Raw genomic sequence first — 25,729 nt, 5'->3', positions numbered from 1 at the left:
TTACTGGAGAATCGCGTCTCTGTCCGGCATATAGAATGGCATAAATCTCCCCATAGTGAAGCCGAAAGAACAGACATGACTTATCAAGCAACCACCGCAAAAATGCAGCAAACCATCAACGCCAACGGCCCAAGCTGGGGCGCTATTGATGCAGAAGCGACCGCCCGCATGGCGATCCAAAACCGCTTCCCCACTGGACTTGATATCGCGAAATACACTGCGAAGATCATGCGCGCCGATATGGATGCTTATGACGCGGATCCCGCCCAATACACGCAGTCACTCGGCTGCTGGCACGGCTTCATCGCGCAGCAGAAGATGATTTCGATCAAGAAGCACTTCGGCAGCACGAAACAGCGCTACCTCTACCTGTCAGGATGGATGGTTGCCGCTTTGCGCAGCGAGTTTGGCCCTCTGCCCGATCAGAGCATGCACGAGAAGACCAGCGTTCCGGCGCTGATCGAAGAACTCTACACCTTCTTAAAGCAAGCTGATGCGCGTGAGCTGGGCGGCATGTTCCGCGCCCTTGATGCGGCGCGCGATGCTGGCGATGAAGTGGAGGCCAAGCGTCTTGAGCATGCGATCGACAATTATGAAACGCACGTCGTTCCGATCATCGCAGACATTGACGCTGGCTTCGGCAATGCTGAGGCAACCTATCTGCTGGCCAAAAAGATGATCGAGGCAGGTGCCTGCGCTTTGCAAATCGAAAACCAGGTCTCTGACGAGAAGCAGTGCGGCCACCAGGACGGCAAGGTTACGGTCCCGCACGAAGACTTCGCCCAGAAGATCCGCGCCTGCCGCCACGCCTTCCTCGAAATGGGCGTCGAAGACGGCATCATCGTCGCCCGCACAGACAGCCTTGGCGCTGGCCTGACCAAGCAGATCGCCTACACCAAGGAAGAAGGCGACCTTGGCGATCAGTACAACTCCTTCCTAGACTGCGAAGAGGTTGATCCGGCAAACATCCAGAATGGCGACGTTTTCTTGAGCCGTGATGGCAAGCTGCTGCGTCCCAAGCGTCTGCCATCGAACCTGTTCCAATTTCGCGCCGGAACCGGTGAAGACCGCTGCGTTCTCGACGGGATCACATCGCTTCAGGCCGGCGCGGACCTGCTATGGATCGAAACCGAGAAGCCTCACGTTGAGCAAATCGCCGGCATGGTGGACCAGATTCGTGAAGTCGTCCCGAACGCAAAGCTGGTTTACAACAACTCGCCTTCGTTCAACTGGACATTGAACTTCCGCCAACAGGTGTTTGATGCTTGGGTTAAAGCGGGCAAGGATGTCTCCGCCTATGACCGCGACAGACTGATGAGTGTCGACTACGACACGACTGAGCTTGCCGCTGAAGCCGATGAGAAGATCCGCACCTTCCAGTCTGATGCTGCGAAGCGCGCTGGCATCTTCCACCACCTCATCACCCTGCCGACCTATCACACGGCGGCGCTGTCGACCGACAACCTCGCGCGTGAGTACTTCGGTGAGCAAGCCATGCTCGGCTACGTCAAGAACGTTCAACGCGAAGAGATCCGTCAAGGCATCGCTTGCGTGAAGCACCAGAACATGGCCGGCTCCGACATCGGCGATGATCACAAGGAATACTTCGCCGGCGAAGCTGCCCTTAAAGCGGGCGGCAAGGACAACACCATGAACCAATTCGCGGCTGCTTGAACAGCAGCCTAGGAGAGTGAAAATGACCGACACTACCAGCCCAGAACCGGCCCGCGCCCGCGCGCTGCTCTCAACTGCCGACATGAAGCTGCTGCGCCGTGCGCTCGAAAGCCATGCTCGGAGCACCGAAGATCGCGACGAGCTCGCCAAGATCAACGCGTTGCATCACCGCCTCGGGACTTACGCACCAACGCCTGAGTAGGAAAGCAGTTTAGCGCACCCAGTTTACCAGTCTCCTGGGGAGGAGACTACGGCCGCCGGAGTTTGGGAGAGGACTTCGGCGGTCGTAGCATTTGGGTTTCCCTCACCCTAACTTCCAAGACCAAGCGGCGAAGCACGCCAATTTCACCGAACCTCTGTCCGCACGAGTACGTGCTCAAGAACGGCGGAGAGCTCTGCACGATCCGCCACTGGCACACTCAACACCGTGAATTGCGATACTCGAGAAGCAGGAGCCTCTATCCAAGCGCTGCAAGCCTCATATGTACAGCCGACCTGCCATTCCTTGTCATCCACAACCTCAGGCTTGCTAATGGGGGGAAGCATGGGGTGATTGCCCTCATATACACCGATAGGAACGTTCCGAAATTTCAGCGTGTAGAAATCGAAATCGATGTCCCGTTCTGAGCGAGACAAGCTACTAAACTGGCTTCCCACAAAACAGACATTTGCCGTGCACCAACTAGAACTCTCGCCTGCGCAAGACGTAATGGCCGCACAAGCCATGGCAATTACCAGCGGCTTCCCCCTCACCAATCACCCGCCCTTACGCGGCAGCAGATCGAGCGTCGCCGCCGTCATTGCTTCAGTGCCGGTAGAGATCACCGCTTCTGCATCAGGCGCCCAGAACGGCGAATGCAGCGAAGGCAGCTCAAGCTCACCGGCCTCTGATTTGGCCCATTGATCCTGCGGCACACCGCCAACCCAGAAGATCAGCGACTCGATGTTCTCCGGATCAGCTAGGTAGAACTGGCCGAAATCCTCGCCGCCCATCACTGGCGGGGTCTCGAACACTCGCTCACCAAAGCGCTTCGACAGGCCTGCCATTACCTGCTCGGTGAACTCTGGCGTGTTGTAGGTCGAGGGCAGATACGGGTCCTGCACACTCACCACCGGCATCCGGTCCTCCGGCATGCCCGCCGCCATCGCCTCGGCTTTGGCAATCCGCTCAATCCCCTCTAGCAGAGCCGCGCGCGATTCCGCGCCGTAAGAGCGCACGGTCAATTGCAGCTTCGCCTCATCAGGGATGATGTTGTGCTTAGCCCCGGCCAGGAAGCTACCGACGGTTACCACAGCGGGATCAAGCGGGTTCTTCTCGCGGCTGACGAGCGTCTGCAAACGCATCACAATGCTGCTCGCGACCACGATCGGGTCCTTTGTAGTGTGCGGATAGGCGCCGTGCCCGCCAACACCCTTCACCGTGATGTCCACGCTGTCCACGTTCGCCAGCGCATAGCCCTTCGCATAGCCGATAGCGCCCGCTGGTGCGCCAGCGGCATCGTGAAAGCCCAGCACATAGTCAGGCTTTGGAAAGCGGGTGAACAGGCCATCCTCCAGCATAGCCAGCGCGCCCAGCCCCAGCTCTTCCGCCGGCTGCAGGATCATCACCAAAGTGCCCTGCCATTCGTCCTTACGCTCGGCCAGCAGCTGCGCCGCGCCAATCCAGGCCGCCATATGGGTATCGTGTCCGCAGGCATGCATCAGGCCGCTCTCGATGCCAGAGGCCGGCACGCCTTTCGCCTTGGAGGCATAGGGCAGTCCGGTTTGCTCTGTCACGGGCAGGCCGTCCATATCCGCGCGCAGCATCACGGTTGGCCCTTCGCCATTGCGCATCACCGCGACAACGCCGGTCTGACCGACACCCTCTGTCACCTCAAAGCCAAGGTCGCGCGCGCGGGCGGCCAGCTTCTTAGCGGTCTCGAACTCCTGAAACGACAGCTCCGGATTGGCGTGCAGGTCCTTGTAGAGCTCCATCAGGCCCGGCATGTCCTCGTTCACCGCATCGCGCAGCTCATCCGCCTGCGCCGGTACGGCCAGCGCCATCGCACCCAGTACCAACCCCAAGGCCTCCGTGCTTTTCCGAATTACCCGAACCATCGTATCACTCCCGTTGTACGTGTCATTGTATCGCCGCCGTATTCCGTTCGCCGTGCGTGAAGCACGCTTGGAACGGCTGGAACACAGTATAAGGCCAAAAATCTGTTCGATTGAACCATGCCTGTTTGATCGAAAAAAGCGATCAATCGCTGAGCAAAGAGGTTCATCAAAATCATGCCGAGCGGTGTCGCATATTTTCACCGGAGTAGGAAATCGCCAATCGGCCGATCCTACAGACCATAGGTTATCGCCAGCAGCACCGACAAAGTCGCCACCATCAACACCACCAGCGGGACGCCAGTGCGGACATAATCGGCGAAGTCGTAATTCCCCTCCGCCATGATCAGCATATTGGTCTGATAGGCAATCGGGGTCGCGTAACACAGGTTGCACCCGAACAGCACGGCCAGCACCAGCGGTTCTGGCGGCAGGCCAAGCTGGGCCGCAATGCTAAAGGCAATCGGCGTCCCAACGGTTGCGGCGGTCGCATTGGAGGCAAAGTTGGTCAGTATCGTGACGAACGCCATGATCGCGGCCAGCACCAGAGCGGGCGGTAGTAGCACCAGCCCCAATGACAGGGCCTCGCCCAGCCAGGCGGCAGCGCCGCTTTCATCGATAATCCGGCCAATCGCTATACTGGCCGCGACCAGCACGATCACTTGCCCAGATAGCGCCCGGCCGACGCGGTCAAATTTCACGCAGCCGGTGACGAACATCAAAATCGCGCCTGCGAGCGCGGAGATCGCAATCGGGAAAATCCCAATCGCGGCGGTGAACACGGAAAAGCCCATGATCGCAGCCGCCAGCAAAGCCTTGGAGCGGCGCGGCATCTCTCGTGCGCCATCTAGCATCAGCAGGCTGTCCGCGCGCGAAAACGCCTCCAGATCTTCCTGAATGCCCATCACGAGCAGCACGTCGCCCTCTGTAATGCGCAGATCGCCGCCATCGGAATATTGATCCGGCCCGCCCAGAACGCGCGCTGGACGATGAATGCCTAGCACCGCGACACCGTAAAGATCGGCAATCCCAGAGGATGGCAATGTCCGCGTAATCAGGCGGGAATCCGCCGTCACGGTCATTTCAAAGACGAGAATATCGCTGCCCAGCGCAGCGGAACTGCGCTTAATCCGGTCGAGCACCCAATTTGGCGCAAGCTCACCCTTAAGCTCACGAACCGCATCCTCCAGCGCCTCATGCGTGCCTGAAATATGGATGCGCTGCTGCGGCTGTATTGGCCCCTTTTGCTCGCCGTGGAAAATGATCCCATCCGGTAGCTTGGGCAGAATATCAGTCACATCCTTGCCAATCAGATCGCTATCGCCAGCGATGCGTAGGCGCGTGTGAAACCGCCGGACATTCTGATCCGCTGCGACCTTGTTGTCCTTCAGCAGCCGCGGCATCACCAGCCACATATAGGGCAGCGCAATCAGGGCAGCACCAAGCACAATTGGTGTGAAATCAAACACGCCCATCTCGCGCATGCCCAGATCAACCGCGATCGAAACAACCAGAATATTGGTCGACGTGCCGATTGTGGTCGCCAGCCCGCCGATCAGCGACGCGGCGTTGAGCGGCATGAGAGTTTTGGATGTGGGCAAAGCCCCGCGTGCCGCCAGCGCGGCGAAAATCGGGATCATCAACACCAGTACCGGCGTGTTGTTGACGAACATCGACAAGAACAGGACGATCAACAGCGAGACCAATAAACCCAACTGAAGGTTGAACTTAAACACCCGCTCCAACACGCGGGCCGCAGGCTCCAACGCGCCAGTGACGACGAGGCCCCTGCCCATCACCATCAGCGCGCAAATCGTGATCAGCGCATAGTGTCCAAACCCGCCAAATGCGATGGCCAGGCCGTCAATCTCGCGTGTGCCGGGCAATGGAAAGAAATACAGGCCAACCGCGATCACCGCTATGGTCAGCAGCGAGACGATCTCTATCGACATCCGCCCGCGGACAAAGCCAACAAACATCAGGACCGTGAGAACCATGGCGGCCATGGCGTGATATGTTGGAAGCGACAGCATGTTCGTTGCGAGTGAATTCCCAAAGGTGGCGCAGAATATCAAGCGAAATCGCAATATCTGCTTTGACTTAAGGCGACAGTGACTGCATCCGCGGCCTCGGCTATCCTCGCGATTTGCGGGCAAGTTCGCACCGCTGCGGGCCGATCCGTATGATCCGCCTTGCGGTCAGCCGGTGATCCAGCAATGGGTGAAGCCATCAGAATTCTGGGAGAGAGAAATCAATGCAAGCGCTGGTGTTCAACGGACCGCGAGACATTCGCTATGAGAGCTATGCCGACCCGGAATTGCGCAGCGACAACAGCGTAATTCTCAAGGTGGAAAACTGCTCAATCTGCGGCAGCGACCTGCATATGTATCACGGCGCACATATCGGAAACACCGAATATAGTACTGATATTCCTAAATTTTGTGTCGGCCATGAATTCATTGGTGAAGTTGTTGAGGCGGGCGGCGACGTTCACGGCTTTAAGGTTGGCGACAAAGTTCTGGCCGCTGGCGGGACAGGCTGCGGCCACTGTTCAGCCTGCCGCACTGGCAATGCCGCATCGTGCCGTAAATCCACCGCCTTTGGCCTCAGCACAGAGTTGCAAGGCGGCCAGGCAGAATATGTGAACGTGCCCAATGCTGATGCGACCTTGTTCTCCACCGATGGCCTGACAACGGAGCAGGCGCTGCTGCTGACCGATGGCATGGCGACCGCCTATTTTGGGCTGATGCGGGCAGAGCCAAAACCCGGCGGCAGTGTCGCGGTGGTTGGTCTGGGCCCCATTGGCCTGATCGGGGTGGAGCTGGCGTTATTGCTGGGGGCGAGCCAGGTGATCGCCATTGATCCCGTGCCTGCACGCCGCGCGATGGCGGAGAAACTGGGCGCCACCGCCTTCGCCCCCGGACCTGAGCTGCATGCGCAAGTGATGGAGGCCACTGGTGGCCGCGGCGCTCAATCAGTGTTTGAAGCAAGCGGTGCGAAGGGCGCGATCAATGCCGTACTTCCGCTGACCGCACGCGGCGGGAATGCCAGTTTTGTGGGCATACCAGAGCCTGATGATGTGCTGCCTCTGCCGCTGATCATGTTCAAGAATATCACCGTGCGCGGCGGGATTTGTGATGTCACGAATATGTGGCCACATCTGGTGCCCCTGGTGCAATCGGGACGGATGAAGGCAGACGGTCTGTTCAGCCACCAATTCAACCTGAGCGAAGGCGCGGAGGCTTATAAGCTTTTCGACAGCCGCGATGACGGCGTGCTGAAACTCAGGATTGATGTTGGGTAGTGTGGTCCCGCGCGAGTAGTCCATAAAGCAGCACATCGCGTAGGCCGATATGCGTCGTCTCATGCTGGCGCAAATGCGCCTCACGGGTGAAGCCAAGCCGTTCCAGCAGCCGGATCGACGGCTCGTTATCGACATCCACTTCTGCAGTCAGCTTACGCAGGCCCTCATGTAGCAAGTGCTTCACTAGCGCCTCCATACATTCGCGGGCGATGCCCTCGCCCTGGCGGTGCATAACCGTGACATAGCCGATTTCCTGCACGCCATCCTCATGCGCGGGCATGGCGACAAACCGGCCCAGGACCGCGCCTTCGCTGTCTTCGGCGATCCATGTGCGACCGTTCCAATCAGGATCGGCCAGCCAGCCCCACAGCTCCGCCTCAGAGGTGAAATGCGCGCGGGACATGTAGAGGTTCTGCTGCTCATCCGCGAAGGTAGGGAATAGCGCGGCGCAATCCGCCTTACGCAAAGGCCGCATGGTGAAACGGCTTGTGGTGAGCGTAGTTACTTCAGTCATGGCAGAAGCTCTATCTCGGTTCGCAGCGTAAACCGCAAGGACGCAGGCGGGCTAGGTCATAAAGCTAAAAACCCGCGGCCCGATCAAGCGCCATCGGCAAGGTGTTTTACCAACGCCTTCACCTTTTTCTGGCGCCATTGCGGCAGCGGCGCGAGCAGCCAATAGGCCCGCTGGCTCTCGCTCGGTTCCTCCAGCGCCTCCAGCCGACCATCGCCCAGCGCCTCCGCCACCAGTGGCAGCGGCAAAACCGTACGACCCATGCCCGCCAAGGCTGAGCTGAGCGCCTGACCCGGATTGCCCGCTTTAATGCACGCCTTTGTATCCTCCGGCAGAGATGCTCCCGGCCAATCGATCCATGCATCACGGCAATTCGGCGCGGCCACCGTCACCCGCTGAGCCGGGGCCAGTTGCGCGCCCTCCAGATCGCCGGGGCCATCGACCAGGCGGATCGCCAGATCGAGGTTTGCCTCTGTAAAGTCGGCATTTTCGTCGGAGACTAGGATATATTGAACCCCATCCGCCCCGGCCTGAAATTCGGCCAGTCGCGGGGCGAGCCACTGCGCATAGAACTCGCGCGGGACCGCAATGGTATAGCGGTCAGAGGCCTGGCCCGCCTGCATCGCCTGAACGCTTTGTTCAAATTGCAAGAACCCTTCTCTCAACGGATCGAGACCCGCCTCACCTTCCGGCGTCAGCTCCAGACCCTTGCTGGTCCGGCGGAACAGCACCACGCCGAGATGATCCTCCAGCGCGCGGATCTGCTGACCTACCGCCGCCGGCGTCACCGCCAGTTCGTCGGCTGCCCTGGTAAAGGAGAGATGCCGCGCCGCTGCATCATAAACGCGCAGCGCATTGAGGGGGAGATGGGTCCGTTTCACCCAGCCGATCTAACCAGCCGCTTGCGGCTGCGCAACCTTACGCTGCGTCGTAATTAGAGCTTAAGGTCAAGCCCCTAGGAACGATCCGCCGTTTCCGGTGCGGCCAGCGGGAAGAACGGGATGCGTACTTCGATCGGCGATCCGTCACCGCGCAGGAAGGTATAGAAACCCTCCATCGAGCCATGCGGCGTCGTCAGCGGGCAACCAGAGACATAATCATGGCTTTCGCCCGGTGCGAGCTTCGGCTGTTCGCCAACCACACCCTCACCATCGACATGGTTCACCATGCCGCGTGCATCGGTGATCCGCCAATGTCGAGTGCGCAGTTGCAGCGTCTCGTGAGAGCCGTTTTCGATCCGGATATGATAGACCCAGAACCACTTGCCCGCCTCCGGCTGCGATTGCTCAGGTAGAAAATTCACAGCGACCCTGACGGTTACTCCGTCTGTCACTGCAGCGTGTTGAAACAGCTCTTTCATAGGTCTCTCAAGGTAACGATTCTCAGGCCCTTCACAAGAGCACCAACGCGCTTAATCCCCCCTGTATCCCAAATTCATCGCGAATTGCCGCAATTTAGGGCTAGTGCGCAGGACCGCTGCGAGAGGCCTTAGCTCCTTAAAAAACCTAGTTCACAGGGTCGGCCGGATTGTGCTCTGCGAGGAACCCTTCCAGCGCATCGTACCAAGCCTTTTCGTTTTCGGGCTTGGAGAAGCTATGCCCCTCACCCTCAATTACGAGCGTGGTGGGCGGCATGACCGCTTCGCGTGTTTCTTTTTCAAACATCCGATATTGCCTGATCGGGACGACGGAATCCTCCGTACCATGAGCCAGCAGCAAAGGCCGCTTCAGGCCCTCAGCCAGCCGGTACGGTGAGACGCTGTCGAGGCTTTCCACCCCTTCCCCGCGCACCCGCTCTCGCCAGCGTTTGAAGCTCTGACGGCCGAAGAACTGGCGATCGTATTTAATCATTTTGTCCCAGTCGGTGACTCCAGCCCAGCTTGCTCCGCAGCGATAGCGATCTGGATTGCGCAGCACCGCCCAAATCGCGGCATAGCCTCCGTAGGAGCTACCGACGACGCAAACGCGCGATGGATCGGCGATGCCCTCTTTCACCGCCCAGTCCATGGCATCATCAAGGTCATCCTGCATCCCGCGACCAATCTGACCCGCGCCCAGTTCAAAGAACGCATCACCATATCCGCCAGAGCCGCGAAAGTTCGGCTGCAGCACCGCATATCCGCGATTGGCGAGCAATTGCACTTCATCATTATAGGCGAGTTTATCCCGCACGCCGTATGGTCCGCCGTGAGGCATAAGAATGAGCGGGAGGTCCTTAGCTTCGCGGCCCATCGGCAGGGTCAAATACCCCTTAATATTCACGCCATCGCGGGCCTTATATTCAATCGGCTTGGGCGCTGCGAGCATGCGAAAATCGAGATTTGGACGGTATTCAGCAATCTGATCGAGGCGCTTGGCGTCGGGGTCATAGAGATAGAGCACGCCGGGATCGGACTCGCTACCCGCCCACACCAACATGCGCGAATGATCCTTTGAACGCGATGTTACCCAAATCTCCAAATCACCGAGTGCTTTTCGCAGACCCGCATATTGCTTGGCCGCCTTTTCATCGAACCAATGCACTTCATCGCGGTCGGCGGTGTAGAAGGCAGCGAAGGGCTCTCCCTTGCGCAGAGTTACCGTATCAATATCCCAGTCCGGGTGCTCATAGACGGTTTCAACGTCTTCGCGCTTGGCAAAGTCGAACAGGCGCAGGCCAACGCGTCCATTTTCGCCCTCGGACAAGACATAGCCCTGATCTGACCCGCTAACGATCTGAACCGCATCCCAATAGCCATCCTCATCGTCTTCGCGCTTAATCCGGGCGATTTCTTTGAGTTTCGACTGCGCATCAGAGCGGTAAAACACGCGCAGTCGCTTGCGCAGCCAGCCCGTGCCCATCCGCACCGTGCCATTATTATCGGCCACCCAATTCCACACACCGTCGCGTGGTTTCTGGACAACCCGGATTCTACCTTCGCCGCCCAAATCATGGCGCATCACTGACGGATAGTCGTAGATCGTGCGCTGCATCGCCACGAGAATGTGAGAGCCGTCTTCGGCCACGTGAATCACATCGTCCCCGCGAACAGCATCGTATTTTTTGAACAACAGCTCAAAACTGCCATCATTCGGGTTCATATATATCAGGCGCGTGTAACGCACCTCGTCGCCGAAAAATTTGCCGGCCGTGGAGACAGAGATGAGCAATTTTTCATCCGTCACCCAGCGATACCATTCGATATCATAATCTTTGGGCATCGCGATAACGCGATCGAAATCCATGTCGGCCAGCCGGAGGATTGCGAACTGACCTTGCCCTTCCTTTGACCGGCGCAGAAAAGACATGCGTGAACCATTTGGCGACAGTTTAGCGTTCCAAAACAGCGAGCGCCCTGCGAAATTTTCCGTCGGAATTGTAGGCGGAACAGCAGAGGCTTTCTCTGCTCTTGAGGGCGCAATTTTCGGTGTCTTGGCCTCTGGCGCGGAAGCGCTTTCTTGCGCATTTGGCGCATCCGACACCTCATCCTGCGCAAGCGCAGGCGAGCACAGCAGCCCGAATGCCGCGAGTAACCCAAAACTTCTTACCATGATACGCCCCTGATGCGCGCAGCCCCCGCTGCGAGCGTTCAAGTCTATAAAACGCAAATCAAAAGACAAGCCTAAATAGATGAGGCGTTTGATCCTTTGCGAATTCTCTATGAGTGAGGTCAAACTCGCTCTTGCCAAGATAAGGCTAGTGAAATTCCCTTACGGCAATTTCAGACCAAGCGGAGCGTACGGACCCATTGCCAGCTGTTCAAACACTCCCATGCCTTCCGCATCACCAGTTACCTTGCAGAGCATCTGCACATGCCGATTCTCCATTGCGGTAGCATCAATCGCCGCCAAATCGATATCTTCGCGTCCAACGTCGAGCGGCCCTCTATGGTGGCCATGACCCCATGTTGGGTGGGTGTAGCCGAGACCCTTCATTTGAAACCTGCCAATGGGTTCGAACTCAAGCGACGCGGGTGCCCCCAGTGCATCAACCGCCAAAGAGCCACCTGCTGGCCAGCGCGTGCCATCCTGCATTGAGAATGACAGCAAACCATCTCCCTCAACCAGTTCGTCAATCGCCGCACCATCTGCAGCCCATGCGGCACGTCTGTTCCAAGCCTTCCCCTCAACATCGGCATTCACGTGGAAGAACAGCGATCCATGTTCAAAATTGATCGGCGTCCATTGCCAGAAGAAGGATGGGATGGGATTGCCCGGCGTTGGCTGGGGATCGCGCGCACCAATCGGGCGAACGCCCCAACTGCGGTCTCGCGTGCCGCATGTGCCGGACGCCATTTCCTCGCGCACCCCATCAACTTCGAGCCACCCTTGATAGCGCCCGTTCTGGGTCATCCGGGTATAGTCCAAGAGAGCACGCGGCCCGATCCGATGGGTGAAGCGCGGCTCCTCAATAGGAAACGCCCGGCCGGTAAACGTAAATTCGCCAGCGATCCCGCTGGTTTCATCAATCGTCACCCGCAATTGATGAAGCGGCTCAATCACTTCAATCGCAATCGGACCAACCCTAAGCTCAAGGCGCTCCATGCCGAGTTCGCAGCTCGCATGGAGGCAATATTGCGTGCTCCCCCTGATGAAGCTGAGATGCGCATCGGCAATGTCGAGATGCGGATATATTCCGAATGCCAGGGCGAAAAAGCCGCTGCCATCGGGCGCATATCCATTAAAGAAATAACGGTCGTAGAAATTTCGGTCTGTGCCCGAATAGGCAATCGGTTCCGGTGTCTGGTGCAGCGGAAATTCGTCCCCTCGCGTCAAAACCATCTCAGTTTCCTTCCTTAAGCGCTGCAAGACTATCGTGAGCGAGTGCGAGCGCACAGGCGCCGCGTGCCATCGAGAGGAAGTTGGCGTCACCGCGCTCCGTCCGCTCAACAAATGCCGCACTGAAGACTGAAGTGGCCACCCCGTGCAACGCTCCGACTCTGTATTGGTGCCAGATATCAGATCGAGACAGCGCGACACCGCGTGCCCGCATTTCAGTGAGATAGAGATCTAGAAGCTCATCTTCATGGGCGCTGCGCAAGTGATTGCCGATCCCGCTGCCAAGGAAATAGCCGATGTCTGTCATCGCCATACCGGTCGTGACAGTTTGCCAATCCAGCACCGCGAGCGGCTCTGCCCCGCCTTGAATGTCAAAGAGCATATTATCGAGCCGGAAATCGCCATGCACGATGCATTGCGGCGGCGCATCGTCCTGAAACAGCCGGTCACTCTCCTGCGAAAGCTGTTCGCACAATTCCATGAACTCCGGCTCAAGAACGTTTGCATAGCGTTCTCGAAAAACGGCCTGAGCCTGCGGATACATCGTCAAAAGCTGCTGGTTCAACTCAGGGGGTGGCTGGATCCATTCAGCGTTAAGCATGGCGGCATTCTGCCAGCTAGACGCATGGATGGCTGCTGCCTGACGGATCGCTTCGCGTGCGTCCTCGATTGTGCAACCTGCAATTTGGTCGCCAATGCGCGCCGGCCCCAGATCTTCAAACAAGAGGATGAATTCATCACCGGCCGCCGTGATTTCTGCGGCCACGACCTTCGGGGTGCGCACAGCCAACTGGTTGGCGAACTCTCGGTAGAAATGCACTTCCTTTGAATACAGCCCCATCATCACCGCAGTGCTGCGGCTCTTCGGATCAACAGCGGGGAACTTGGCTGCAAGCGTTGTCGTCCCTTTCGATCCGCCGGAACATTGCAGAGTGAACCGCACGCTATCTCCGACCTGGCCGGTGCCAATAGGCTCCCACGAGAGTCGATCGATAATATCATCATCCAAGCAGCCGGCGCCGCGCAATTGCTCGCTCAGCCAATCGATGGTCACCGCGTCGGGATGAGAAGGGAAATTGGTCAAACTGCTCGCTCTCTCACTATCCAGAATGCCATACTTAGCCCTTGGCCAATTCTTCTTCGACTTGGTCCAGGCGCTCTTTGCCAAAGAACATTTCAAACGTGGATGGATCAGCGCCCGTTTTGCCAACGAACATAGTCGGAATGCCGAACGCACCGCGCTCAACCACTGCCGAGGTGTTCTGGACCAGCCCTTCTTTCACTTCGTCGCTTTGGCTACGCGCAAACAGATCCGCCGCGTCAAAACCTGCCGCGCTCAGTGCCGCACCCAAGGCAGCTTGGTCGGTAAAGTCGACGTTCTCCTCCCAAATCGCCTTCAGCATGGCATCAACGAATTGGACCCCGCGCCCATCCTGATCGGCGGCATACAGCATGCGCTGTAATGTAATCGAATTGAACGGAAATTGCGGATGCATGCGGTACTTGCTCAGGCCATGTTTGGCGATGAAACGCCGCATTTCCAGCATCGCATATTCATTCTTACCCTTCACATCGGCATCACGCATAAACGGCGGGGCATTGCCGGTCAGCTTGTGCATTCCGGCGAGAAAGACCGGGATCACATCAATCTCTGCCCCGGTCCGGCGCAGCACCTCACGCAGCGGCCACCACACCAGATAGGCATTGGGGCTGACGAAATCGAAGGTGAGCTCAACGCGGTTTGCCATGTGATGTTTCTCCCGTCCTTGTTAGGGAGAATGGGTTGCACACGGTCGTTGGCAGAGCAAGAGTGGGCGGCAAGAGTTTTTGTTTTGCGCACTCGCATCCGCGAGCGCGATTTCCTCACTCCCTACGGTCGCTCCGGGCGGCCGGTCGGCCTTGCGGTCGGCTAGACGCCGACCGAGCTCCGCGACCAAGCCACTAGTTTTGGACTGGATCGACGCCGCAGGCGTCGCAAGGGCCTTGTGCCCGCCCGCAGCGACGCGACCTTCAGGTCGCGTGAGCGAGGAAAGCCAAGCGCGCGGATGCGCGCGCCGGCGCTTGAGGCGACAAAATCAATGCGGCGCTAGGCCAATCTCCAAGCCGGTGCGGTCTTCCAGAGCGAACTTGTCGAACAGGTCCGCGCTCGCCGCATTCAGGCCAACAATCCGGGTATGCCGACCATTGCGGCGCATCCGATCGACCACCTTCTCAAGTGCGCCAATTGCCGAAATGTCCCAGAAATGCGCCTTTGACACGTCTACCACGACATAATGCGCGGCGTCCTCATACTGGCTTTCCGGGCCAAGCGCATTTTGGAACTTGTCGACGCTGGCGAAGAAGATCTCACCAGTAACGACATAGACGGAGCTGTGCTCTCGGCGAACCCGCTCAACCGAAAACAGGTTGCGGACCTTATCGGCGAAGAAGATGCCTGACAGCAGCACACCGATCAGCACGCCCAGCGCCAGATCATGCGTCCACACCACAACCACAACGGTCGCGATCATAACGACTGAACTGCTTGGCGGATGGCGGCGCAGATTCGGGATTGAGTTCCAGCTAAACGTGCCAATCGACACCATAATCATCACTGCGACCAGCGCAGGCATTGGCACCTGGCCGACATAGCTGCCCAGCACGGTGAGCAAAAACAGCAGGAAGGCACCCGCCGTAAAGGTCGACAAACGCCCGCGCCCGCCGGACGCGACATTGATCACCGACTGGCCGATCATGGCGCAGCCGCCCATCCCACCGAAACAGGCAGCCACGATGTTGGCGATCCCCTGACCGCCACTCTCGCGCTGTTTGTTGCTGTCGGTGTGGGTCATGTCATCGACGATTTGCGCCGTCAGCAGGCTTTCCAGCAGACCAACCGCTGCCATAGTCGCCGAATAGGGCGCGATGATTTTGAGCGTTTCCCAAGTGAGCGGAACATCAGGCAGGGCGAACACGGGCAGGCCTTCGGGCAGTTTGCCCTCCCCTGCGACATTATTGACCGGCAAGTTCCAATAGATCGTCACCGCCGTCAGCAGGACGATGGCAACCAGCGGGCTTGGCACGGCTTTCGAAATGCGCGGGAAGCCGTAAATGATCGCCAGGCCTGCGGCGACCATCACATAGGTCTCCCACCCCACGCCTGTAAGCTGAGGAATTTGCGCAAGAAAGATGAGGATCGCAAGCGCGTTCACAAAGCCGGTGATGACCGAACGGCTGACGAATTGCATCAACAGATCAAGCCGCAGCAGGGCCGCAATGCCCTGGAAAATGCCCATCAAGATGGTCGCTGCGAACAGATATTCCGGGCCATAATCCTTCACCAGCGGGATCACCACCACAGCCACCGCAGCGGTCGCTGCCGAGATCATGCCGGGGCGTCCACCCGTCAGCGCGATCACCATGGCAATCGCAACTGAGGCATACAGGCCCACGCTGGGATCAACCCCAGCGATCAGGGCGAAACCGATCGCCTCTGGAATCAGAGCTAGGGCAACAACGATGCCGGCAAGGATGTCTGCGCGCGGCTGAGGCAGCCAATCGCGCCGAAAGTTGCCCATGAAAGTGGCATCGGCAGCCATAAAGAATTCCAAAGCTTGAGTGCGGCGAAGACCCCCTTCACCGTTTGAATTGCCGCGCCTTTAGTTGCTTATGCTGCAACGCACAAGCGAAGGATTAAGACCATCAGCTCTCAGCAGACACAGGTTTGGAAGACTATAGTACACTCTTTGGGGGTGAAAGCGGACAATTAACTTAGACGCACTAATAGTCGTTCATGATCTCCATCCGCAAAAGCGTGAGTAGCTCACCCAGCAGATTCTTTCCCTCCCACGTATCTCTTTCTTGGGCTTCAGGTAGATCAGCGGATAGTCCAATTCCCCAAATGCTATCGTCAGGTGCCGCCTCCACGAGTGTAGTTTCTTCGGTGTCAAGAAGCGCGTCCATTAGTTTTGGATTTTGCTCAAACTTCAGTGCATTTGCGGTGTAAACGACGTTGCTCCGATGATACTTCCAAACGTCATCATCGTAATTTTTGATCTGTCTTCCCAAGCTCTTCATCTCTCGAGCGTTTGAAGTTTTGCAGATTTGATTTGCTATTCCTCTATCCAAAAAAACGATAGCCTTGTGATACATCATGAACTGCTCTGCGCAGTTAAACTCTATCTCTGAAGGCAGGCTTTCTTTCAGGTAATCTCTTTGCTCTCCTGAAATGCCACGATGAAAAGACACATGCTCGGACACAAAGTTCGATTTATGCCACTGCGAGAATGGACTTTTGGTCTCCCAGAAGAACGTGAAGCGCTTTTCATTCCTATTGCGGATGGCAGATATGGTTTCTTTGTCTCGCCGCCTCAGATAGAATAACCTTTCGGCGGGTATCCCTTGGTTAAGTGCAATATCGATAAGTTCTTCCTTCGATTCATAACCCACATCTCTGCGGTTAGCGAAGAAACTCTGAGCGGCTACTATGCTTTCATCCAGATCGTTCACGTCTGCATGCAACTCCTGACAAACTACAAATTCTTGGCTTAGTGTAGCGCTAAATTCTAAAACTGGCTTTCTTTTTCTGCCTTTAGCAATAGCGCCTTGACCGCAGACTTGCTGAGTCCGTCTCCCGAAAAATTACAATTTGTGAGCAGGTGCTTTGGACACCTGAAATTCAGCAACTGGGTCGTAAGCTGAAAGTCTGTTCTTGGGGCACAATCCGCACAAATTTCAGGTTGGAAATATCGCTGTCAAATCCCCGCTGCCGCCAGCGCCTGATCCAAATCCTCCATCAAATCGGCTGGATCTTCCAGACCGACATTGATCCGCAGCAGCCCCTCGGTCACGCCCATTTCCCCGCGGCCTTCCTCACTCATCCCGGCATGGGTGCTCGAGGCGGGGTGGCACATCAGTGAACGCGCATCACCAATATTATTCGAAATATCAATCAGTTCGAGCGCATCAAGCAAGGCAAAGGCGCGCGCCCTCGTACCCACGTCAAAGGCGAAGATCGGCCCGGTCGCGTCCATTTGAGCCTTCGCCAGATTGTGGCGCGGATGGCTCGGCAGGCCCGGGTGCAACATGCGTCCACCGCCCTTCGATATGCGTGGCTCCAGAAACTCGCCGAGCGCCACGGCCTGCTCGCTTTGCTTGTGCGCCCGCAATTGCAGCGTTTCCAGCCCCTTGTGCACAACCCAGGCGTTAAACGCGCTGATCGTCGGACCTGTGTTGCGCTGAAACGGCATCAGCGTCTCATTGATCCATTCCTCGCTGCCGCAAATCGCCCCGGCGAGCACGCGGCCCTGCCCGTCCATCAGCTTCGTCGCGCTGTAGGCGACCACATCGGCGCCAAATTCCATCGGTCGTTGCAGCGCTGGCGAGGCAAAGGCATTGTCGACCACGCTGGTGATGCCATGTGCCCTTGCCACAGCGCAAACATGTTTAAGGTCAACCACATCCAATGTCGGATTGGCCGGCGTCTCAAAGAAGAATACCTTGGTATTCGGCCGGATCGCGGCCTCCCACGCGGCGTCATCCGCGCTGTCAATTACGCTGGTTTCAACCCCGAATTTCGGCAGCAGTTCATCCACCAGCCAGCGGCACGAACCAAACGCCGCGCGCGCCGCCACCACATGATCCCCGGCGGAAACTTGGCACAGCAAAGCCGCTGTCATCGCCGCCATTCCGCTTGCCTGAGCGCGGCAGGCCTCCGCCCCTTCGAGCAGCGCAATCCGCTCCTCCAGCATCGCCACGGTCGGGTTTTGCAGGCGCGAATAGGTCATACCCTCAGCATCACCCGCAAACCGATCTGCCACCGTTTGCGCATCATCATAGGTGTAGCCAGAGGTGAGAAACAGCGCCTCACTCGTCTCGCCATGCTCGCTGCGCCAGGTTCCCCCGCGCACTGCGCGCGTTGCAGGCCGCCAATTGCGCGTCGCCGCGCGGTCCATTCCAGTGGTCTTTTTCATGGCGACACGCTTAGTTTGGCGCGAGGTCACTCGCAAGCAGTCCTTCACGCGCCGTGCGCGCATGGCCGACCACGCCGAGCATCAAACTGCCCTCGATCAGGGTCAGGAGATAGCGCGCCCCGCCCACAGGGTCGGGATCATCGGCCGGCATTTGCGTCTCGAGCCATCCAAGCAGCTCGGCCATCATGCTCTCCGCCGCCTCACGGTAGCCGGGGGTGCCGCGCGCCGCGCCCGCCACAATCTCCCACCACAGCGCCATAAACGGCTGCATCATCGGCTCGCGCGTTTGAGTGAGGATGCGGGCCACGCATTGCTGCCGCGTTACCGCCCTTTCATCGCCCACACCCGCATCCAGCGCAGCGGAATAGATCCCGGCGATATGCTCCAGAACATCGGTAAGCAGCTGTTCTTTATTGCTAAAGTGATAAATCAACATCCGGTCGCTGGTGCCGGCCGCCTTCGCCAAGGGGCGCAGGCTAGCCCCGCCAAGGCCTTGCTCCAAAATATGCTGCGCCAGCAGCGGCAGCAGCGATTCCTTCGACATTTGCGGCTTGGATATGATTTTTGACATAGGCTCTTGTAGCGAACGCTACACTACGTTACAAGCACTTGTAGCACTTGTAGCACTTGCTACATATGCACGGAGAATCGACCCATGAACCCGCTTGAAATGTCCCCACTCGAAATTCTGGCCGCCGCTGGTTTGATCTCCATCGCCGGTGTCGCCGCCTATATCGTGATGGCGGACCGCAAGATTGGCAGCGCGGCCATCGCCGCTGCGCTGTGCGCCGCATTCCTTACCTATAGCGGGGTGACGCTTTACAGCGAGGGATTACTCCCCGTTTGGACCAATCACACGCACAATATGTGGGGCGTGCAGGTGTGGTGGGATCTGCTGCTTGCCGTGGGTGTCGCGCTGTTTTTCATCGCACCGCGCGCCCGCGCCATGGGCATGAATGTGCCGCTGTGGACGCTCGCAATACTCGCCACGGCCAGCATTGCCTTGCTGGCAATGGTCGCACGCCTGTTCTGGCTGGAAAGCCAAGCGGAAACGGGTACCGCCTGACGATATGTACTGATCCAAACACTTGCCGCTGAGGAGGGGCGCCGCTAATCGCTCCTCCGAAATGAGCGAAGCCCCTCCCCATCCGCGCGACCCATGGCTGGCCTGTCTGGGCATCACGGCTGTGTTCGCCGCTTTGGCATGGGTCCGGCTGACGATCCCCTCAGGCCCAATGTTTGATGAGATCCATTATCTGCCCGCTGCGCGCGCAATTTTGGAAGACGGCGTTTATCTCAATCGTGAGCATCCGCTGCTAGGCAAGCAATTGATTGCGCTGGGGATTGCACTGTTTGGTGACAATGCGCTGGGCTGGCGCATCATGCCGATGATCGCGGGCACTTTGGCCCTGTTCGCGGCGATGCGCACCATGTGGCAGGCCAGTTTTGACCGGTTTGCCACGATTGCCTTTGGCGTGCTGGTCGCCAGCGGATTTCACCTGTTCATCCATGCCCGCATCGCGATGCTGGATGTGTTTATGGCCGCGTTCCTGTGCATCGCGGCATGGCAATTCACCGCCGCGATCAGAGAGGCAGAGCGTGGACGCTGGCATCTGGCAATGTGTGGCGTGGCTCTAGGCCTGGCGATGGCATCCAAATGGAATGCAGTGCCGATTGCGGTGCTGCCGGGCATTGCTTTCTTCGCTGCGCGTCTGTCCGCCGGACGGCAGCGACTGCTCACCAGCACACGCGGCATTCCGGTGCCGGGCATATCGCTAGCCGAGGCGTTCCTGTGGCTCGGCATTGTCCCGCTCGCCGTCTACAGCGCGACCTATCTGCCCGCTTACGGCCTGCTCAATTCGCCGCTTGCCGAGCAGGGCCTGATCGGCCTCCACCGTGAGATGATCGAGCTGCAAGCCTCGGTTAAACAGCCGCATCCTTATCAAAGTACGTGGGACCAATGGGCGCTGAACACGCGCGGCATTTGGTATCTGTACGAGTTTACTGACAATGCGCAGCGCGGCGTGCTGCTGATCGGCAACCCGCTCACCATGCTGCTTGGCCTGCCCGCGCTTATGTGGTGCGCGCTCAGTGGCGCTACCACTCGCAATTGGGCCAAGATCGCGGTTGTTGTTGGCTATGCCGCCAGCCTCGGGCTGTGGCTTATCGCGAACAAGCCGATCCAATTCTACTACCATTATTTCATGCCCAGCCTGTTCCTGCTCGGCGCGCTGGCGCTGACACTCGGCGATCTATCGCGGAGCAAATTCCGCTGGGCAAGTTACGGGGTCCTGATCGGCAGCGCAGCAATGTTTGCATTGTTTTTCAAAATCTTGACCGCCGCCCCACTCGATGGCCCGATGAGCTTCGTCCATTGGACCTGGATTGAGGGGTGGAGATAGGGCGTTTTTGTGTTCCGCACGCCATCCGGCGTGCGATTTCCTCGCTCACGCGATCAAAGATCGCGTCGCTGCGGGCGGCCAGTCGGCCTTGCGGATGCTGCGCATCCGGTTGGTACTAAATCACCAGACCTTTCAATACCTTCCCCAGACGAACCGGCTGGATAGCGCGTAATTCCACACCGATCCGATCAGTATCCCGGCGAGCGCAGCCAGCGCCCAATAAATGCCCTGACTTTCGAGCAGCGTCGCCACCGCGACATTGGCAAAGGCGCCCACCGCGCAGGTCGCGCAAAAGCCCATCCATCCGCGCAGTACCGCGCCCGGCCCACGCAGCCGCTGATCACGATAGGTCAGCCAATTGTTGAGCCAGAAATTGAAGCTCATCGCCGCGAAAACAGCGCCCGCTTGCGCAATAGTAAAGGCTTCTTCCAGCCACAGCAGCAACAGCGCCAGCACCGCCATATGCACGATCACGCCCAGCGCCCCGACCGTGCCGAACAGCGCAAAACGGGTGGGGATTACACGCCCCAAAGTCTTGTCATAAAGCCCGGCCAAAAAGTCGAACAGGATCGCGCGGTCAAGCTTGCTTTCGCCCTCACGGCGCTTGGCAAACTTGAGCGGAAATTCCTTTACACTCAGCGTCTTGCCAGAGGTCGCGAGCAGGTCGAGCAGGATCTTAAACCCGATGCCGGAAAGGCGCGGCACTAGCACGCGCGCCGTCTCACTGCGCAGCAGGAAATAGCCGCTCATCGGATCGGTTAGATCGGCCCCGGTCAAACGCCGCGCCATCGCATTGGCAAAGCCGGACAGACGCTCTCGCTCCGGCGCTGCCCAGTCCTGCGTGCTTGCACCAGGAGCAAAGCGTGAAGCGACCGCCACATCAGCCTCTCCACCGCGAACAGCATCCAGCATAGGTCCAAGCAATTCGGGATCATGCTGGTGATCGGCGTCCATCAAGGCGACAAAAGGCGCAGCGGTGGCGCAAAACCCCTCGATCGCCGCGCTGGCTAGGCCCCGCCGGCCAATCCGCTGGATCACGCGCACCCGTGCATCGCCCAGTGCAATGGCGCGTGCCTCATCCGCCGTGCCATCGGCGCTGTTATCGTCGATAATCAGCACTTCCCAGCCGCCCGCCCCCAAAATCGGGGTCAACGCGGTATCAATCCGTTCCACTAGAGGCGCCAGATTGCCGCGCTCGTTCAGCGTCGGCAGGATAATCGCAAGTTCCAGCGTGGCCGTCATATCGCATGCAGCCCTTAGCGCTCAAAGCCGCTCGATAATCGCGCTGCCAATTGCCTCGCAGCCATGCGAGCCGCCCAAATCGCCGCCGCGAACGCCATCGGCCAGCGCCTTTGCCACCGCCGCCTCAATCCGCGCCGCCTCTGCCTCCAGCCTGAAGGAATGACGCAGCATCATCGCCGCTGACAGGATGGTCGCCATCGGATTGGCCTTGCCCTGCCCGGCAATGTCGGGCGCACTGCCATGGATCGGCTCGTACAGGCCGAACGTGCCATGTGCGGTTTCGCGTGATCCCATGGATGCGCTGGGTAGCAGGCCGATTGAACCGACCGCCGCGCTGGCGAGATCGGACAGAATATCGCCGAACAGATTACCGGTGACGATCACGTCAAATTGCGATGGCGCAGTGACGAGCTGCATCGCGGCATTGTCGACATACATATGATCGAGCGCAATGCTGTTTCCGTCTTTGACGCCCTGCTCCGCGGCATATTCCAGTACGGTTTCGCGCCAAATGCGGCTGGTTTCCAGCACATTAGCCTTGTCGACGCTGGTCACGCGCCCGCCGCGTGTCTTCGCCGCGCTCCATGCGGTGGCCACGATCCGGCGGACCTCGCTGGCGGAGTAAGACATCATGTCCCACCCCTCACGCTCGCCCGCGTCGTTCACGCGCTCACCCTTATCGCCAAAATAGACGTCACCGGTCAGCTCGCGGACGATCAGCAGATCAAAGCCAGCGGCCTGCTCTGGCGCGAGCGGGGAAAGCTCCTCCAACCCGTCAAACACCTTGGCCGGGCGTAAATTGGCAAACAGATCAAGCTCTTTACGCAGACCTAAAATCGCCTGCTCCGGGCGCAAATGCCGCTCTAGACTGTCGCAAGAGGGATCACCCACTGCGCCAAACAGCACCGCATCGGCCGCGCGGGCCATCTCCAGCGTCTCTGCGGGCAGAGGATGGCCGTGGCGCTTGTAAGCGACCGCGCCAATATCACCTTCAAACAAGGTAAGCCCGGGCAGTGAGAGCGCATCAAGCACGCGCAAGGCCTCTTTGGTCACCTCTGGGCCAATCCCATCACCGGGCAAAACTACGATCTTCATTAGCAAACTTTCACGTCATCATTCGGGCCAGCCGCTCTGAAAGCAGCGTTCGCGCGGCCATAACATCGCGGTCACGCTCGGCAAGCACGTATCGCGCAAGCGGCGCTTCAAGCGTCTTAAATTGCGCCATTTGCTCGGCCAAATCGCCGCTTGGGTCGGGCTTGCCGCCGCCATATCCCAATTCTCGCAGCAACATCGCCTCATAGGTCACCAGAACAGACAGCCAGCCGCGCGCTGATGGCGCGTGGCATATCGCGCCCAGCAGCGCATTCAACGCTTGATAGAGGCTGGGATAAGGATTGCGCTCTGGCAAAGCGGTCGCCGTCAGTGCGCAGACCCATGTGATCGCGGCGGCTGGCAGCGGCTCTGTCATCCACGGCCCGCGGCTTTCCGACAGTTCGATCCGCGCAAACGGCAATTGGTTGTCCGATTTGGAGCGCAGCTCCGCCTCAATCGAATTGCCCGGGATCATAACCGGGCGCAGCCGCCGCCCGCGCCCGCCTGCGACATAGCCAGCGACGAGCCCGTGCTCCTCGGTCAGCATGCGCGCAATGGCCGCGCTTTCCCCATGAGCGCGCGAGGCAACAAGGATGGCAGGCGCTCTGATATTCATGGAAGTCTGCTGGGCAGCGCGCGGGGCGTCACTGCCCCTCGCTCAGTCCCAGATGTTTCTCGATGAACTCCGCTTGCTTGCGGAAATAGAACAGCTGATTGCTGAGTTTGCGCCAGCCATGGCCTTCGTCTGGGATACGGATGAAGGGCGCTGGCACACCGTTTGCGCGCAGGGTCTTCACCATGGTTTCGGTCTCCATAATGTCGATCCTGGGGTCCATAACCCCGTGCGAATAGAGCACCGGCACATTGATCTGGTCGGCTTTTCGTATGGGTGAGTTTATCGTATAGAATTCGCGCCAACGTGGCTCTTCAATATCGCCATATTCGATTTTGTCAGAAGCTTTCAGTGCAGGCGAGGCGATCTCCAACGCGGTGACCCAATCTGCCACGCCAAACAGAGAGACGCCGGCGGCAAACTCACCCGGATATTCCGCCAGCACTGCGTTGACGGCATAGCCGCCATAAGAGCCGCCCATCACCGCCGCCCGGTCGCCATCGATCAAGCCATCGGCGGCCAGAGCGTTTTTGAGATCAACCAGATCGCGCACCGAATCCAAGCGGTTCTCGCGGTCGTCCAGCGTCGTATAGGTTCGCCCTAGCCCGGTTGAGCCGCGCACATTGGGTTCAAACACCGCGACACCGCGCGCAACGTGATATTGCGCAACGGCATCAAAGGTGGCCTGCGACTGAGCCGTTGGGCCGCCATGCACAGAGAAGACGACCGGCGGCGCGTTTTCGCCCGTGCTCGCGCCCTCTGGCAGATAGAGCAGCCCCTGCAATTGCACGCCATCGCGAGCTGGATAGCGTACGACTTTGGGACGGATCAGACGGTCTGGATCAAGCCCGGCAAGATTGGCGGCAAAGACCTTGTCCGCCGTCCCTTCCAGCGGATCAACCATCCAAATCTCGCCCGGCGTTTGCCAGCCATTGACCCGCACCATCAGCTTGGGAACGGCCTCGCCTTCGCAATCGAGCGAATACTTGCCTTCGGGAAGGTTGGGAACGGATCGCTCGCCGCCATCATTGGCATTGCGCAGTTTTAGAACATCGAAGCCATCGCGATTCTCTGTGTAGGCAACGATTGCCCCCTCCACGCCGCATGTTTGGAAGTTTTCAATATCAGCCTCAGATGGCTCAACAGTGCGCAACTGTGCGTCAGCGATCGTATAAACGCTCAAAGCGCCATATTCGCGGTCTTTATTGGTTGAAAATCCAACACTGCTGGAGTCTGGCAACCAGTCAAATCCGCCGATCGTATGGCTCGCGCGATCATCGACCGGCGGCTTGGAAATCGTGGTCATCTCCTTAGTCACGAGATCGAGCAAATAGAGATTGTCGGCATCCTCGCCCACCGTCTCTGTGACGATGGCGTATTTCCCATCTGGCGATATCGATTCCGGAATGAGGCCCAACTCGCTCTCGACAATCAGCTCGCTCTCGCCAGCCATGGTGCCGCGATAAATATCGAACACACCCGCCCCGCGCGCAGTGGAGGCGTAGACAAAGCTGCCATCGCTCGCAAAATCACCGAACACGCGAAAATCGCCGCGTGCCGCTGGCAAAACTTCGGTCTCTTCTTTGCCGTCTGGGGTGATGGTGAAATAGCCCGGCTGCTCATTGCCATCTCGGTCGGCGGCATAGAACAGGCGCGATCCATCGGGCGTCCACACCGGCGCGCTCACCCCGGTCTTAAAGGTCACTTGTTTGGGCACGCCGCCGCTGGCGGGCATCACCCACAATTCCGATTGCCCGGTTACATCCCAGCTGAAGGCGATTGTTTTACCATCGGGCGAAAGGTTGGCTGCCCCCGGACCATTTGCGAGCAGATAACGCGCAATATCCGCCGGATGCTCGCCCGCGCGGCCGATGGAAACATCGCTGCCATCGGGTTCGATTGCTTCGATAGAGAGGTCTGCCCCCTTCGCACCGCCGAAACTTTCCTCTGCGTCTTGCGCCAATACGGCAGCAGGCAAGAGGGCAATTACGCCAGTGGCGGCAAGGAGAGATGTGCGAAGCATGGACGGCCTTTCATAGCGGGTTGAATACCTGCAGGCTTAAAGGAACGCCGCTGGCTTGCAATCCCG

General features: G+C 58.6%; 22 protein-coding genes. 5 read left to right on the top strand and 17 right to left on the bottom strand.

Annotated features, from left to right (window positions below; genetic code table 11):
- Window positions 1-75: 75 nt before the first annotated feature.
- Together AC0V6O_RS06130 and AC0V6O_RS06125 are read left to right on the top strand one after the other, a co-directional pair.
- Window positions 76-1,674 carry an isocitrate lyase gene (locus AC0V6O_RS06130; protein WP_486142431.1) on the top strand — a complete coding sequence of 533 codons (1,599 nt, stop codon included), beginning with the start codon at window positions 76-78 and terminating at the stop codon, window positions 1,672-1,674.
- Window positions 1,675-1,696: 22 nt separating this feature from the next.
- Window positions 1,697-1,876, top strand: a complete 180-nt coding sequence (locus AC0V6O_RS06125) for a hypothetical protein (protein ID WP_472638454.1) — start codon at window positions 1,697-1,699, stop codon at window positions 1,874-1,876.
- A gap of 554 nt (window positions 1,877-2,430) precedes the next feature.
- On the opposite strand, the gene AC0V6O_RS06120 is transcribed toward AC0V6O_RS06125, so the two are convergent.
- Both AC0V6O_RS06120 and AC0V6O_RS06115 read right to left on the bottom strand, forming a co-directional pair.
- Complete coding sequence (locus tag AC0V6O_RS06120; protein ID WP_486142429.1) at window positions 2,431-3,771, bottom strand: amidohydrolase; 1,341 nt, start codon at window positions 3,769-3,771, stop codon at window positions 2,431-2,433.
- Between the two features lie 230 nt (window positions 3,772-4,001).
- Entirely contained in the window at window positions 4,002-5,801 is a 1,800-nt protein-coding gene (locus tag AC0V6O_RS06115) for an SLC13 family permease (protein WP_486142427.1), read from the bottom strand.
- Window positions 5,802-6,022: 221 nt separating this feature from the next.
- Between AC0V6O_RS06115 and AC0V6O_RS06110 the strand changes: the two genes are divergently transcribed.
- Window positions 6,023-7,072 (top strand): alcohol dehydrogenase catalytic domain-containing protein, encoded by a 1,050-nt coding sequence (locus AC0V6O_RS06110; RefSeq protein ID WP_486142425.1) that lies wholly within the window; start codon window positions 6,023-6,025, stop codon window positions 7,070-7,072.
- On the opposite strand, the gene AC0V6O_RS06105 is transcribed toward AC0V6O_RS06110, so the two are convergent.
- The 11 genes from AC0V6O_RS06105 to AC0V6O_RS06055 form a co-directional block, all read right to left on the bottom strand.
- Complete coding sequence (locus AC0V6O_RS06105; protein WP_486142423.1) at window positions 7,053-7,586, bottom strand: GNAT family N-acetyltransferase; 534 nt, start codon at window positions 7,584-7,586, stop codon at window positions 7,053-7,055. The genes AC0V6O_RS06110 and AC0V6O_RS06105 overlap by 20 nt on opposite strands.
- A gap of 83 nt (window positions 7,587-7,669) precedes the next feature.
- A complete protein-coding gene (locus tag AC0V6O_RS06100; RefSeq protein ID WP_486142421.1) occupies window positions 7,670-8,464 on the bottom strand; it encodes a LysR family transcriptional regulator in 795 nt (264 codons plus the stop codon).
- A gap of 74 nt (window positions 8,465-8,538) precedes the next feature.
- Window positions 8,539-8,943 carry a Co2+/Mg2+ efflux protein ApaG gene (gene apaG, locus AC0V6O_RS06095; protein WP_472638450.1) on the bottom strand — a complete coding sequence of 135 codons (405 nt, stop codon included), beginning with the start codon at window positions 8,941-8,943 and terminating at the stop codon, window positions 8,539-8,541.
- A gap of 145 nt (window positions 8,944-9,088) precedes the next feature.
- A complete protein-coding gene (locus AC0V6O_RS06090; RefSeq protein WP_486142418.1) occupies window positions 9,089-11,113 on the bottom strand; it encodes an alpha/beta hydrolase family protein in 2,025 nt (674 codons plus the stop codon).
- A gap of 159 nt (window positions 11,114-11,272) precedes the next feature.
- Window positions 11,273-12,343: an Rv3169 family protein gene (locus AC0V6O_RS06085; protein ID WP_486142416.1), complete on the bottom strand. Its 1,071-nt coding sequence runs from the start codon at window positions 12,341-12,343 to the stop codon at window positions 11,273-11,275.
- Between the two features lies 1 nt (window position 12,344).
- Window positions 12,345-13,424, bottom strand: coding sequence for a phosphotransferase family protein (locus AC0V6O_RS06080; RefSeq protein WP_486142414.1), 1,080 nt, complete (start codon window positions 13,422-13,424; stop codon window positions 12,345-12,347).
- A gap of 34 nt (window positions 13,425-13,458) precedes the next feature.
- Complete coding sequence (locus tag AC0V6O_RS06075; RefSeq protein WP_472638447.1) at window positions 13,459-14,088, bottom strand: 2-hydroxychromene-2-carboxylate isomerase; 630 nt, start codon at window positions 14,086-14,088, stop codon at window positions 13,459-13,461.
- 327 nt (window positions 14,089-14,415) lie between these two features.
- The gene (locus AC0V6O_RS06070) at window positions 14,416-15,918 is read right to left on the bottom strand and encodes a SulP family inorganic anion transporter (RefSeq protein WP_486142412.1); all 1,503 of its coding nucleotides are present in this window, start codon (window positions 15,916-15,918) and stop codon (window positions 14,416-14,418) included.
- A 181-nt stretch (window positions 15,919-16,099) separates the two neighbouring features.
- Complete coding sequence (ybiA, locus tag AC0V6O_RS06065; protein ID WP_486142411.1) at window positions 16,100-16,828, bottom strand: riboflavin biosynthesis intermediates N-glycosidase; 729 nt, start codon at window positions 16,826-16,828, stop codon at window positions 16,100-16,102.
- 245 nt (window positions 16,829-17,073) lie between these two features.
- Entirely contained in the window at window positions 17,074-18,291 is a 1,218-nt protein-coding gene (locus AC0V6O_RS06060) for a trans-sulfuration enzyme family protein (RefSeq protein WP_486142409.1), read from the bottom strand.
- 10 nt (window positions 18,292-18,301) lie between these two features.
- The gene (locus tag AC0V6O_RS06055; protein ID WP_486142407.1) at window positions 18,302-18,862 is read right to left on the bottom strand and encodes a TetR/AcrR family transcriptional regulator; all 561 of its coding nucleotides are present in this window, start codon (window positions 18,860-18,862) and stop codon (window positions 18,302-18,304) included.
- 84 nt (window positions 18,863-18,946) lie between these two features.
- Between AC0V6O_RS06055 and AC0V6O_RS06050 the strand changes: the two genes are divergently transcribed.
- Together AC0V6O_RS06050 and AC0V6O_RS06045 are read left to right on the top strand one after the other, a co-directional pair.
- A complete protein-coding gene (locus tag AC0V6O_RS06050; RefSeq protein ID WP_486142405.1) occupies window positions 18,947-19,357 on the top strand; it encodes a hypothetical protein in 411 nt (136 codons plus the stop codon).
- Between the two features lie 61 nt (window positions 19,358-19,418).
- A complete protein-coding gene (locus tag AC0V6O_RS06045) occupies window positions 19,419-20,693 on the top strand; it encodes a phospholipid carrier-dependent glycosyltransferase (protein WP_486142403.1) in 1,275 nt (424 codons plus the stop codon).
- A gap of 132 nt (window positions 20,694-20,825) precedes the next feature.
- On the opposite strand, the gene AC0V6O_RS06040 is transcribed toward AC0V6O_RS06045, so the two are convergent.
- Genes AC0V6O_RS06040 through AC0V6O_RS06025 form a run of 4 tightly spaced genes read right to left on the bottom strand, consistent with a single transcriptional unit; the run spans window position 20,826 to window position 25,663 of the window.
- On the bottom strand, window positions 20,826-21,935 hold the full coding sequence (locus tag AC0V6O_RS06040; RefSeq protein WP_486142401.1) for a glycosyltransferase: 1,110 nt from the start codon (window positions 21,933-21,935) through the stop codon (window positions 20,826-20,828).
- 21 nt (window positions 21,936-21,956) lie between these two features.
- Entirely contained in the window at window positions 21,957-23,030 is a 1,074-nt protein-coding gene (gene leuB, locus AC0V6O_RS06035; RefSeq protein ID WP_486142399.1) for a 3-isopropylmalate dehydrogenase, read from the bottom strand.
- Window positions 23,031-23,040: 10 nt separating this feature from the next.
- Window positions 23,041-23,643 (bottom strand): DNA repair protein RecO, encoded by a 603-nt coding sequence (gene recO, locus AC0V6O_RS06030; RefSeq protein ID WP_486142398.1) that lies wholly within the window; start codon window positions 23,641-23,643, stop codon window positions 23,041-23,043.
- Between the two features lie 28 nt (window positions 23,644-23,671).
- Entirely contained in the window at window positions 23,672-25,663 is a 1,992-nt protein-coding gene (locus tag AC0V6O_RS06025; protein WP_486142396.1) for a S9 family peptidase, read from the bottom strand.
- Window positions 25,664-25,729 lie beyond the last annotated feature (66 nt).

The organism is Erythrobacter sp. JB2-19, assembly GCF_057365005.1.
Note: the sequence above shows the minus strand (reverse complement) of the source record. Positions and strands in the feature narration are given on the sequence as shown.